Annotated in this window: 12 protein-coding genes; 6 read left to right on the top strand and 6 right to left on the bottom strand. The window is 68.9% G+C overall.

The window, feature by feature from the left end:
- The first annotated feature begins 6 nt into the window (after window positions 1–6).
- The 6 genes from FVD38_RS11380 to FVD38_RS11355 all read left to right on the top strand — a co-directional run bounded on the left by FVD38_RS11380 (window position 7) and on the right by FVD38_RS11355 (window position 5,627).
- Window positions 7–441 (top strand): FKBP-type peptidyl-prolyl cis-trans isomerase, encoded by a 435-nt coding sequence (locus tag FVD38_RS11380; protein ID WP_147934921.1) that lies wholly within the window; start codon window positions 7–9, stop codon window positions 439–441.
- Between the two features lie 96 nt (window positions 442–537).
- Window positions 538–759 carry a hypothetical protein gene (locus FVD38_RS11375; RefSeq protein WP_147934920.1) on the top strand — a complete coding sequence of 74 codons (222 nt, stop codon included), beginning with the start codon at window positions 538–540 and terminating at the stop codon, window positions 757–759.
- Window positions 760–843: 84 nt separating this feature from the next.
- Window positions 844–2,973, top strand: coding sequence for a PEP-CTERM sorting domain-containing protein (locus FVD38_RS11370; RefSeq protein ID WP_147934919.1), 2,130 nt, complete (start codon window positions 844–846; stop codon window positions 2,971–2,973).
- 189 nt (window positions 2,974–3,162) lie between these two features.
- On the top strand, window positions 3,163–3,837 hold the full coding sequence (locus FVD38_RS11365; RefSeq protein WP_147934918.1) for a response regulator: 675 nt from the start codon (window positions 3,163–3,165) through the stop codon (window positions 3,835–3,837).
- Window positions 3,834–5,177 (top strand): sensor histidine kinase, encoded by a 1,344-nt coding sequence (locus FVD38_RS11360; RefSeq protein ID WP_147934917.1) that lies wholly within the window; start codon window positions 3,834–3,836, stop codon window positions 5,175–5,177. Before FVD38_RS11365 ends, FVD38_RS11360 begins: the two co-directional genes overlap by 4 nt.
- 93 nt (window positions 5,178–5,270) lie before the next feature.
- A complete protein-coding gene (locus tag FVD38_RS11355; RefSeq protein ID WP_147934916.1) occupies window positions 5,271–5,627 on the top strand; it encodes a hypothetical protein in 357 nt (118 codons plus the stop codon).
- A 12-nt stretch (window positions 5,628–5,639) separates the two neighbouring features.
- Here FVD38_RS11355 and FVD38_RS11350 read toward each other — a convergent pair whose 3' ends face one another.
- The 6 genes from FVD38_RS11350 to FVD38_RS11325 form a co-directional block, all read right to left on the bottom strand.
- Window positions 5,640–6,107, bottom strand: a complete 468-nt coding sequence (locus FVD38_RS11350) for a GNAT family N-acetyltransferase (RefSeq protein WP_187271554.1) — start codon at window positions 6,105–6,107, stop codon at window positions 5,640–5,642.
- 37 nt (window positions 6,108–6,144) lie between these two features.
- Window positions 6,145–7,197: a histone deacetylase family protein gene (locus tag FVD38_RS11345; protein ID WP_147934915.1), complete on the bottom strand. Its 1,053-nt coding sequence runs from the start codon at window positions 7,195–7,197 to the stop codon at window positions 6,145–6,147.
- A gap of 50 nt (window positions 7,198–7,247) precedes the next feature.
- On the bottom strand, window positions 7,248–8,843 hold the full coding sequence (gene gshA, locus FVD38_RS11340) for a glutamate--cysteine ligase (RefSeq protein ID WP_147934914.1): 1,596 nt from the start codon (window positions 8,841–8,843) through the stop codon (window positions 7,248–7,250).
- A gap of 77 nt (window positions 8,844–8,920) precedes the next feature.
- Complete coding sequence (locus FVD38_RS11335; RefSeq protein ID WP_147934913.1) at window positions 8,921–10,966, bottom strand: DUF885 domain-containing protein; 2,046 nt, start codon at window positions 10,964–10,966, stop codon at window positions 8,921–8,923.
- 67 nt (window positions 10,967–11,033) lie between these two features.
- Window positions 11,034–11,855, bottom strand: a complete 822-nt coding sequence (gene prmC, locus FVD38_RS11330) for a peptide chain release factor N(5)-glutamine methyltransferase (protein WP_147934912.1) — start codon at window positions 11,853–11,855, stop codon at window positions 11,034–11,036.
- A complete protein-coding gene (locus FVD38_RS11325) occupies window positions 11,852–12,334 on the bottom strand; it encodes a disulfide bond formation protein B (protein WP_147934911.1) in 483 nt (160 codons plus the stop codon). Before FVD38_RS11325 ends, prmC begins: the two co-directional genes overlap by 4 nt.
- Window positions 12,335–12,344 lie beyond the last annotated feature (10 nt).

The raw sequence follows: 12,344 nt of genomic DNA, 5'->3' as shown, positions 1-12,344 counted from the left end.
CACCCCATGAAGCTGAAGTTCCCCCTGATCGCCGCCTTTGCCGCCATGCTCGCCCTGACCGCCTGCGGCGGTGGCGGCAGCGACGACAACAAGCCTGTCGTCAGCAGCCCGGCAACGCTGACGAAGACCGACATCACGGTCGGCACCGGCGCCGAGGCGATTACCGGCAAGCGCGTCACCACCCAATACGTCCTGTGGCTGTACGACGACAAGGCGGCCAACTTCAAGGGCAAGGAGCTCGAGAAAGGCGAACTGCCAGCCTACGTCATCGGTAGCGGCCGCGTCATTCCTGGCTACGACCAGGGCGTGATCGGCATGAAGGTCGGCGGCAAGCGCACGGTCCTGATCCCGTCCAACCAGGCCTACGGCCCTGCCGGCAACGGTCCGATTCCAGGGAACTCGGGCCTGGTGTACGAAATCACCCTGACCAAGGTCGAATAAGCCGGCTGGCGCGAGGGAATGAGACCGGGGCAATGCCCCGGTTTTTTTTGCGCGCACGGCTGACCGCGCGCATGACCGACGCGACGGCGGCAGGCGATGCTCGGGGCTTTTCAGGCCGAGCCGATCATGCGTTTCTCTTTCCAGTTTGCCGTCTGCCTGCTGCCCATCTGTCCCGTCGCGTCTGCCGCGCCCGCGCCCTCGCAGACTTTCCCCTCCTGCGTCGTCATCGATCCGGCCCTGACCGCAGATCCGCCCGCCTGGCTGCTGCTCGCGGCCGCGGTGTTATTGCTGGGAGCCGGCCGCCTGGCCGCCTCGTGACCCGCGCGCGCCTGCGCTGGCGCAGAACGCGCCCGCTTTGTTTGCGACATCGTTGAGATTCCCCGGCCTCCGGAAGGATCAATCATGTCCGTGCGCAAACATTTCCTAAACAAATTGTTGCTGGTCATATTGTTGTTGCCGGGCCTGGCCATGGCAGCGCCGCTCTACCGCATGACCTGGCTGCCGCAGGATTTCACCGCCGCCGGTATCGACGGCGCCGGGCGGGTGGTCGGCACCGCGCAGGGTGGGGCTGCGCTGTGGTCGACGGGTGGTACCACCTACCTGGCCTCGCTGCTGCCCGGCAGCGAAGGCCTGGCGATCAATAACGGCGGCTCCATCGTCGGCCGCATCGGCAGCGATGCCTTCGTGTATGCCGGCGGCGCCTTCTCGGTCTTCAACGTGCCGCCGGCCTACGGCACCTGGGCCACCGCCATCAACGACGCCGGCCAGGTGGCGGGCTTCGGCGCCGCCGGCTTTTCCGAGACCTATGCCTTCCTGTACCAGTCGGGCGTGGTGACCCAGCTGGGCAGCTTCGGCGGCACGATCAGCGTGGCCAACGCGATCAATGCCAGTGGCCACATCGCGGGTTTCGCCAGCAGCGCCGGCGATGGCGACGACTGGGGCGATCCGCGCCGCACCGCCTCGGTCTACCGCGACGGCGTCCAGCACGACCTCGGCTCGCTCGGCGGCTGGTTCAGCGAAGCGAACGACATCAACGACGCCGGCTTCGTCGCCGGCTGGTCCGGGCTCGAAGACAATTTCAGCGAGCGGCCCTTCCTGTTCTCGCCAGACGAGAATCGCATGATCGATCTGGGCACGCTGGGCGGCGCGTCCGGGCGCGCCAATGCACTCAACAACGCCGGGGTGGTGGTGGGCCTGTCCGGCATCGGCAGCGTGGGCGGCTTCGACTACCACGCCTTCATTTATGGGCCTGACGGCATGCTCGACCTCAACGCGCTGGTGGGCGAGCGCGGCGACTGGCAGCTGGTGAATGCGCTCGACGTCAACGATGCCGGCCAGATCCTGGCCCAGGCTTGCAACGGGCTGGGCGACTGCCGTGCGGTGCGGCTCGACCTGGTCGCGGCGGTGCCCGAGCCGGGCAGCTGGGCGATGCTGGGGACCGGGCTGGCGCTGCTGGCCTGGCATGCGCGCCGGCGCCTGCGCACGCGCTTGCACTGGATGGCGCCGGCGCTCCTGATGGGAACGCTGACGGCGCCGCTGGCGTCCACGCCGGCAGCAGCCGCACCCGCGGTCGAGGCGGCGCAGGGCAAGCCGGGCCTGTTCCGGGCCACCTTCCTGCCGGCCGGGTTCTCCGGCTATGCCATCAACAGCCGTGGCCATGTGGCCGGCGCCAACGGCGCCGCCGCCGTGTGGGATGGCGCCGTCGTGCGCGACTACGGCGCGCTGGCGCCGGGCTCGAGCGCCGCCGCCATCAACGGCCACGGCCACCTGGCCGGGGTCTACGTCGACGCCGCACACGTGTTCTCGCCGGCCGGCCTGCGCAATGCAGGGCGCGGGGTGCTGGTGGGTTTCAACTCGGCGAGCGGATTGAACGACAACGGCGCCGTGTCCGGCAACGCAGGCTACGGGGTCGGCGAGCGTGGCCGCGGCTTCGTCGTCGCCAACGGCATCACGCGCATCATTCCCACGTTCGGCGGCACCTGGAGCGGCTCCGCCGCAATCAACCGGCATGGCGCCGTGACCGGCACCGCGTCGGTCACGGGCGACGCCATCCCAGTGCCGCGCTATCTTGCCTACGTCTACCGCGACCAGATCATGCGCAGCCTGGGCACGCTGGGCGGCAAGAACAGCAGCGCCTTCGACATCAACGATGCTGGCGAGGTGGTCGGCATCGCCGATACCGGCATCGTTGTCGACGGCAGCTACTTCATGGAACTGCCCTTCCTGTACGCGGGCGGAGTCATGACCAGCCTGGGTTCGCTGGGCGGCAACTACGGCGTTGCCTGGGGCCTGAACAATGCCGCCTCGGTGGTGGGTTCCTCGACCGCGATCACGCCCGAGGGGCCGGCGTCGCACGCCTTCCTGTACGAAAAAGGAGCGATGCGCGACCTGAACGAGCTGGCCGCGCTGCCCGCGGGCTGGGTCCTGGTCAGCGCGACCGACATCAACGATGCGCGCCAGATCCTGGCGCAGGCCTGCAATCAGGAAGATTGCCTGTACGTGCGGCTCGATCCGCCGTCGTGCGGCTGCTGAGCTGGGGTCATGTGAAGGGGCGCGCCGTCGGCAGGGGCGACAGGCTGGCAGTGGTGTATCTTTGGAAGGGAGCAAGCGCACACATCCGGACCTGAACAGGAGGGCGCCATGTTGCCGCAATGCGTGGCAGGTATGCTCATTCGCGCGCGCAGCATGCCGCCAAGCCACCTGTCCATGGAAGAAGCCCCGATGAGAATTCTGCTGGTAGAGGACGAAACCGAATTCGCCGACACGGTGCGCGGCGCGCTGGAGCGCGAAAAATACGTCGTCGACCATGCCGACCGGCTGGCGCTGGCGCGCGAGGCCAGCCGCCTGAATTCCTACGACCTGGTCCTGCTCGACCGAACCTTACCCGATGGCGATGGCATGTCCCTGCTGCCGCTGCTGCGCGCCGCCAATCCCGGCCTGCCCGTCATCATGCTGACCGCGCGCGGCGAAGTCACCGACCGCGTCGCCGGCCTCGACGAGGGCGCGGACGATTACCTCGTCAAGCCGTTCGCGCTCGAAGAACTGTTCGCGCGCATCCGCGCGGTGCGGCGCCGTCCCGCCGAACTCGGTCCCGAGGAAATCCACGTCGGCGCGCTCGTGTTCGATGTCGCCAACGACGAGGCGAGCGTGGCGGGCATTCGGCTGGACCTGGCGCGGCGCGAACTGCGCGTGCTGGCGACGCTCGTCAAGCGGCGCGGGCGCACAGTGCTGCGCGAATCGCTCGAACAGGCCGTGTATGGCTTCGACGATGCGATCCAGTCGAACACGCTCGACTCCCATATCTCGCGCCTGCGGCGCAAGCTGGCCGCCGTCGATGCCGGCATCGAGATCCATGCCATCAAGGGCGTCGGCTACCTGCTGCAGGCGCGGCCGTGAGCCGCAGGCCGCCCTCGCTCAAGCGGCCGCTGATCGTCCAGCCGCTGCTGTTCCAGTTCGCCATCCTGTTCATCTGCTTTCCGCTCCTCGTCGCGCTGGCGCTGCGCGCCGATAGCGGCGGGCCGTATACCGACGAGCGGATCACGCCCGTCATCGCCGCCGCCATCGTGCGCGCGGACGATGGCGCGCTGGCGCTGCGCATGACGGAGCAACTGGCCGCGCTGCGCGCCGAGACGCCGAACCTGTGGTTCGTCGCCGAGGACGACCATGGCCGCCGCCTCAGCTTCGGGCAGGTGCCGGCGCAATATGCAGCGGCCACCAGCCTGCTGCGCAATCTCTCCTACGGCCATGTGCGCGACCGCTTCGCGCCGCATGCACTGAGCGCCGTGATCCGCCGCGAAGACTCGCCTGCCGGCCCGGTGACGATCCTCGGGCATGGCAAGCTGACGCAGGTGGGCTTTACCGTCCTGGCCGCGTCCAACGTCGCCGCGCTGCCGATCTTTCTGCTGATGGTCCTGATGTCGCTGATCGCCATCCCCTGGATCGTCAGGCGTTCGCTGGCCGGCGTCGCCAGGATCGCCGCCGAGGCGGAATGCATCGACGTCGACCGGCGCGGCGTGCGGCTCAGCGAAGCGCAGGTGCCGAGCGAGATCGCGCCGCTGGTGCGGGCGGTGAACGATGCGCTCGGCCGGCTCGACGAAGGATACGAGCGGCAGCGGCGCTTCATCGCCTCCGCCGCCCACGAATTGCGCACGCCGATCGCGATCCTGCGGGTCAAGGTCGATGCCTCCAGCGACCCCGACACGCGCCGGCTCGGGAGCGACGTCGAGCGGCTCGCCAACCTGACCGAACAGATGCTCGACCTGCAGCGTCTGGATACGGGGCGGCGCGACGAAGAGATCGACCTGGCTGCGCTGGTGCGGCGCGTGGCCGCCGACCTGGCGCCGCTCCTGATCGCCGCCGACCGCTCGATCGCGGTCGAGGTCGACGCGGTGCAGCCGGTGCGGGGTGACGCCGGGGCGATCGAGCGGGTGGCGACGAACCTGGTCCAGAACGCGATCGAGCATGGCGGGCGCCACGTGGTCGTGCGCGTGCAAGGCCCGGGGTTCGAGGTCGAGGACGACGGGCCGGGCATCCCGCCCGAAGAGCGCGAGCGCGTGTTCGAACCGTTCCACCGCCTGCGGCCCCGATCGGCCGGCAGCGGCCTTGGCCTGCACCTGGTGCAGCAGGTGGTCGAGCGCCACGGCGGCCACGTGGCCATCCTTGGCGCGCCCGGCGGCGGCACGATTGCGCGCGTCGTCCTGGCGCCGGCGCGGCCGGTTTCGCCTGGCACTCCATGATCCTGCAATCCCGCGCTGTTCTACTGTCCTGCATGGCGACGTTGTCGCCTCCGGCCACGCGGCCGGCCATCGAATGTCAGACAGGAGAACAAGATGAATCGACCATATCTGGGCGCGGCTTGCCGCCCCTTCGTAACGCTGGGCCTAGTGGCCGTGCTGGGCGCGGGCCTGGCGGCATGCCAGTCGCCCGAGCAGCGGCGCGCGCTTCACCTCGCCGAGGACACCGGCACCTGCGCCGATTTCGGCGCGCGCCAGGGTTCGCGCGAATACACGGAATGCATGCTCTCGCAGCAAACCCGGCGCGACAACGAGAAGCTCAATGCGCTCGAGCGCCAGCGCATCTCGACCCAGAACAGCAAGGACAGCCTCGAGATGGTGCGCAAGATCGAGTGCGATCGCGAGGCCAAGAAAGAACGGGAAGCAGGCCTGCGGCCGCGCCGCTGCGATTGAGCAGAGGACTTCCTAGCGCAGCATATCGATGTGCATGATGCCGTCTTCGTCATACGGTTCCGAGACGGTCTGGAAGCCGAAGCTGCCGTAGAAGCGCTCCAGGTATTGCTGGGCGCCGATGCGGATGCGGTGGCCCGGATACAGCGCCTCGGCCTGGCGGATGCCTTCGCCGATCAGGGCGCGGCCGGCGCCGGTGCCGCGCGCGGCAGGGGTAGTGATCACGCGGCCGATCGACATCTCGTCGTACTTGGCGCCCGGGGCCAGCACGCGCAGGTAGGCGGCCAGGCTGCGCTTGCCGTCGACGGTGCGCCAGCCCAGCAGGTGGTGGGCGTCGAGGTCCTGGCCGTCGATATCGGGATACAGGCAGGTCTGTTCGAGAATGAAGACGTTCTGGCGCTGGGCCAGCACTTCATACAGGTCGAACGGAGAGAGGTCGGCGAAGCGCGAGAATTGCCAGTCGATCAGGCTAGGGGTGGTCATGGATGCGAAGCGATGGTGGTGGAATGGGGAACGGCGGTCATTCGGCGGCGGTTTCGAAACCTTCCAGCACATTGACCGTATGGATGCCGAGCTCGGGACCGGCCTTGCCGCCCTCGAACACGAAGGCCGTCGGCAGGCCGAGGTGGGCGATGCGTTCGCCGATGCGCAGGAAGTCGCCGCCCTGCAGCCCGAAGCGCGGATCTTGCCCTTGCGCGGCGGTGTCGACGCCGAGCGAGACCACCAGCGCCTGCGGACGGGCCATGGCGATCTTGAGGCAGGCGGTTTCCAGCGCTGCGAACCAGGCGCCGCTGCCGCAGCCGGGCGCCAGCGGGATGTTCGTGTTGTAGCCAAGGCCGGCGCCGCTGCCGGTCTCGTCGGCATGACCCAGGTAGAACGGATAGGCGACGCGCGGATCGGCGTGGATCGAGACGAACAGCACGTCGTTGCGGTGATAAAAAATGCCTTGGGTGCCGTTGCCGTGGTGGTAGTCGAGATCGAGGATGGCCACGCGCTCCAGGCCGTCGTCCAGCAGGTGCTGGGCCGCCAGCGCGGCATTGTTCAAAAAGCAGGCGCCGCCGAAGAAATCGCTGCCGGCATGGTGGCCGGGCGGGCGCGTGAGCGCGAAGGTGCCGCGCTCGCCGCGTTGCAGGGCGTGGGCCGCGTTGACGGCGCAGTCGGCGCCGGTCTTGGCCGCGATCCAGGTGCCGCCCGTGAGCGGCGTGCCGGCGTCCATCGAATACAGGCCGAGGCGCGCGCCAAAATCGTCCGGCTCGATATCGGAGCGCAGGGTGCGCACCGGCCATACCCTTGGCAAGGCATCCTTGCCGGCATGGCGCGGATCGAGACCGACCCACTCGCTCCAGGCGTTGCGCAGGAAATGCAGGTAGCGCGGGCTGTGCACCCGCTCGAGCGTCATGAGCGGCACGCCGTGCGGCGTGACGATGGCGCCCAGGCCGCGCCGCTCGCATTCCTTCAGGACGATGGCGACGCGCTCGGGTTTTTCCGAACAGGGCGCCAGCTCGCCGCGATCGAGCGCGAAGTGGCCGCGGCCGTCATGCTGGGCATGGTGTTCGTTGTAAAACGTGAGCAAGTGGTCCTCGCGGCTGCGGATTCGAGCGGGCGCCGCGACTGGCGGCTACCTCAGTTGTTGGAGCATAGCTTACTGCTGTTGTACGCCGCAACAAAGTCGTCGAAGCTGCCGGTGTCCATCGCTTCGATGCTCACCTGCTCGGCGTGCGAGCCGGCCGCCATCTCGTCGAACAGCGCTTCCTCGGCCGGCATCAGGGGGCTGTCGCGGAAGGTGGCCGCATGCAGGCGGCTCTGCTGCAGGCCGAAGGCCGCGGCCGAGCCGAGCGCGCGCACTTCTTCCAGCACCCGCGCCGATGGGGTGAGCGATGGATCCTCGATCTTCGCCTTCTGCTTGCCGAGCGAAGCCTGGTGCACGTCGCCCTCGTTATGCCCGTCGTCCAGCAGCTGGGCCACCGGGCGGATGCGCTCGATCAGTTCCAGCGCCCATTCCTTCAACGGCACTTCGAGGCCGTCGCGGGTCAGGGTCAGGTCGGGGCGGCGGCCTTCCTTGACCGTGCGCGCGAAGTTACGCGCGTGCAGCTGGCTGTCGTGAGCGCTGATCAGGGGGCTTTCCTCAAGTGCGCAGAACAGCAGGAAAGCGTCCAGGAAGCGGCCCGTGTCGAGGGCGATGCCCACCGGCTCAAACGGATCGACGTCGAGGCAGCGCACCTCGATGTACTGCACGCCGCGGTTGCACAGGGCTTGTACCGGACGCTCGCCGGTGCGGATCACGCGCTTGGGGCGGATGGTCGAGTAATACTCGTTCTCGATCTGCAGCACATTGGTCGACAGCTGGATCCATTCGCCGTCCTTCTGCGTGCCCAGTTTCGCATAGGGCTCGTAGGGACGGTTGACCGCATCCATCAGGCTCGTGACATAGCTTTCCAGGCTGTTCTCGTGCGGACGCAGGCCGGACTGGGCGTCGTTCTGGTAACCCAGGTCGCTCATGCGCAGGCTGGTCGCGTACGGCAGGTACAGGGTGTCGTCGGACAGCGTCTCGAGATTGTGCTCGCGGCCGCGCAGGAAGCTGGTGGTGAGCGCAGGCGTCGCGCCGAACAGGTACATCAGCAGCCAGGAATAGCGGCGGAAGTTGCGGATCATCGCGATATAGCTTTCCGACTGGAAGTCGCGCAGCGCATGGCGGCGTTCCTCGGCGATCCCTTCTTCTTGCGCGAACAGCTGCCACAGTTGTTCCGGCAGCGAATAGTTGTAGTGGATGCCGGCGATGCATTGCATCGCCTTGCCATAGCGCAGCGCCAGGCCGCGCCGGTACACGTGCTTGAGCATGCCGATATTCGACTTGCCGTACCAGGCGATCTCGATATCTTCCTCGGGCGGCAGTTCGCCCGGCATCGACACGCCCCACAGCATCTCCTCGCCCAGCTTGGCATAGGCGTAGCGGTGGATCGCATCGAGGCGGTGCAGCGCCAGCGCGATGTCGTGCTCGGCCGGCGTAATGAATTCCAGCAGCGCCTCGGCGTAGTCGGTCGTGATGTGCGGGTGCGTCAGGGCCGAACCGAGTGCCGGGGAATGCGGGGTGCGCGCCAGTTGGCCGGCCGCGTCGACCCGCAGGGTTTCGCGCTCGATGCCGCGCAAACCTTGGCCCAGCAGGGCGCGGTGGTCGTCGTCGTCGAGCAGTGCCAGGCGGCGGTTGAATTGGTTCGACACAGTGTTTCCTTTCTTATACTGCCAGTTCGGTTGGTGCAGAGATTAACCGAAAAACGGACTGCGCGTTCGGGCGCCCCTCATTCAAGCAAAGGCGCAAGCCAGTGCGGCGCGCTGAAGGATTTGCGGGCCGGCGCCGGCGCCGGCGCGGCCGGCGGCTCGAAATCGGGCGACGGGCCGGGGTCGTAGCCGGGCGGCAGCTCGCCGTCGAGCACGAAGTCGAATTCGAAGGCGGGTTCCCAGGTCGACACCGGTTCGGATGCCGCATTGAATTCTGCGTCGGCGCTGACCGCAACCGGCATCGCGCCGGCGCGCGTCGCCGGATCCTTCTCGGCCGCGATCCAACGGCCCATGCGGCGTTCCAGTTCGGCCAGCGGCAGCGCGCCGCCGCCGAGCAGGGCGTCGTGGAAGCGGCGCAGGTCGAACAGCTTGCCTAGCGTGGCGCGCGCCTGGGTGCGCAGCGCCAGGATGCGCAACTGGCCGATCTTGTAGCCCAGCGCCTGGGCCGGGCGCGCGATATAGCGGTCGACCTCGGCCGCGTTGTCGGCCGGCGGATTGGCGGTATGGGTGTTCAGGTAGTCGATCGCCTGCTGGCGCGTCCAGCCGAGCGAATGGATGCCGGTGTCGACCACCAGGCGCGCGGCGCGGAACATCTCTTCGTTCAGGTGCCCGAACAGCGAGAACGGATCCTGGAACAGGCCGAGCTCGGGGCCCAGGCTCTCGGCATAGGTGGCCCAGCCTTCGCCGTAGGCGTCGTACCAGCCGTGGCGCCGGAACGCCGGCAGCGCAAGTTCCTGGGCGCGCGCCACCTGCAGGTGGTGGCCGGGCACGCCCTCGTGCAGGGCCACGGTATCGACCTGCCAGATCGGGCGCGCGTTCAGGCGCGCCGTGTCGACCACCAGCGCGGCGGTGCGCGCCGCGCTGCCGGCCTCGTAATAGGCGGCCGGCTGGCCGCTGCTTCCACCACCATCGCCGCCCATCGGCTTGACGACGATGCCGGCGGCCGGAATGACGGTCGCGACGCGGCCCAGCCGTCCCTGGGCCAGCGCCAGCGTGCGTCGGTAGCGGTCGAGCAGGGCCGCCGCGTCGACGAAGAACAGGCGCCGGTCGCTGCGCGCGAAGACGATGAATTCGGCGAAGCCGCCGCGAAAGCCCGTGCGCGGGATCAGGCGCTCGATCTCGGCGCGCAGGCGCGCCACCTCCTGCTGGCCGAGCGCATGCACCTGGGCCGGGGTCATCGCGGTGGTGGTGCTGTCCCTCACCAGCCGGGCGTACCACGCCGCGCCGCCCGGCAGCGCCGCGGCGCCGATGCTGTCGCGCGCGGTCGGCACGTAGTCCTGGCGCAGGAAGTCCTCCAGCTTGCGCAGGGCGGGCGCCGCCTGCTGTTCCAGGGCCGCCTTGCCGGCCGCGCGCAACTGCTCGCGCACCTCGGGGACGATGGTCGCCGGGATGCGCTGGAAGGGCGCGCCGAGCGCCCCGTCGGCGATTTTTTCGCGCAGCGCGCGCAAGGCATCCGGCACCGGCGCGATGGCGGCCTTCGGGATCGTCCAGCCGGCCTGTTTCCCGGCACGCAGCTGCTCGATCAGGCCATCGACGTGGGCCGGCAGCGCCTGCAGGCGCGCCAGATAGGTGAGGTAGTCGGCGTCGTTCGCGAACGGCATCTGCGCGACCAGGCGCGGCAGCCGCACCTGCAGGCCGTCGTAGGCCGTGATCGGGAGCGGATCGAAAGGACGCAGGGCGCCGGCGGCGATCAGGCGCTCCTTGTCGGCCACGAACAGGTCGTACGATACCTGGTCTTCTCCAGTCAGAAGCGCGCGGTCGACCTTCTGCGCCGCCGCCAGCGTGGCGCGCTCGTGCTCGAGCGCGGCCGCGCGTCCGGCCAGCGAGGTGTCGCTCAAAAAGGCGTTGTAGCGATGCTCGCCCAGGGCGGTGGCCCTCTCGGGCGCATGACGCAACTGCCATTGCCAGTCGCGTTCGTAGAGCCGGGCGGCCAGCACGGACGGCTGCACGGGTGACTGCTCAGCGGACGCATCCTGGGTGACGGCAGGCGGCGCGGGCGGTATCACCGCAGCGGCGCCGCCGTGCAGCGGCGCGAGCAGGACGAGGGAGGCGAACAGGATGCGCATGCATGCTCCGGAATCAGGACTGGTCATTTTAACAAGTCCATCCCGAGGGGTGCGCGCCCCAGGCACCTCATGCACTGCGTCGGCCTCCGCTGACCCGTTCGATGCCGGCCAGGTCGCGCCAGCTCTGCACTTCGCCGTAGCCGCCTGCCTTCAGCAAATCGCGCACCGCCCCGGCCTGGTCGTAGCCATGCTCGAGCAGCAGCCAGCCGCCGGACTCCAGGTGCGCGGCAGCACCGTCGGCGATGGTGCGCAGGTCGGACAGGCCGTCGGCATGGTCGGTGAGCGCGTCGATCGGTTCGAAGCGCAGGTCGCCCTCGACCAGGTGACGGTCGCCGGCCACGATATAGGGCGGGTTGGAGACGATCAGGTCGAAGCATTCCGCGCCTAGGGCCTCGTACCAGTCGCTGCGCAGGAAGCGCACGCGCGCGCCGTTGGCCTCGGCATTGGCGCGCGCGACGGCCAGCGCCTCCTCGCTGACGTCGAGCGCCGTGACGTCGGCCTCGGGCCGCGTGTAGGCGAGGGCAACGGCGATCGCGCCGCTGCCAGTGCCCATGTCGAGCACGCGCTGTTGCGGCGCGAGGCGTTCCAGCGCGAGTTCGACGAGCAGCTCTGTGTCCGGACGCGGGATCAGCACCGCCGGCGTCACCTTGAACGGCAGCCCGAAGAACTCGCGCTCGCCGACGATGTAGGCGATCGGTTCGCCGTCCAGGCGACGGCGCACCAGCGCCGCCAGCAGCGCCGCTTCTTCAGGCGTGAGCACACGCTCCGCTTGCGTGATCAGGGCTACGCGCGGCAGGCGCAGCGCATGGCACAGCAGGATGCGGTTTTCGAGCGGATCGAGCGGCAGCGACAGCCGCACCTGCCCGAGGGTGGCGCCGGCCTCGATCATGCCCGCCGGGCGCGGGAGTGGCGCAGCAGCACCCAGCCCAGCAGCACGGTCAGCACCACGAACCAGACCGCCGACCATTGCGGAATCGCCAGGCCCAGGATGGCGTCGGTCGCGCCTTCGCACAGGCCGTCGGCGCGGAACAGCCACGGCAGGTATTCGGCGGTGGGGATCTTGTTGAGCATCGTCTCCATCGGATCGATGCCGCACGAGAAGCCGGGATTGGCGATCACGTACAGGTGCTTGCCGACCGTGTACAGGCCGCCGAAGGCCGCCAGCAGGGCCAGGATCGTCGCTGCGCGCACCTTGCCGCCGATGGCGCCGACCAGGGTGCACACGCCGATGGCGAGGAACATATAGCGCTGGATCACGCACAGCGGGCAAGGCCGCATTTCCATGGCGTGCTGCAGATAGAGGGCGACGGCGATCAGCGCGAACGAGATCGACGAGATGGCGAACAGGACCTGGCGGTTGGTAGGCATGCGTGGCTTT

The organism is Massilia arenae, from assembly GCF_008014745.1.
Lineage (GTDB): Bacteria > Pseudomonadota > Gammaproteobacteria > Burkholderiales > Burkholderiaceae_D > Telluria > Telluria arenae.
The sequence above is the reverse complement of the archived record's forward strand: the minus strand, read 5'-3'. Positions and strand labels throughout refer to the sequence as shown.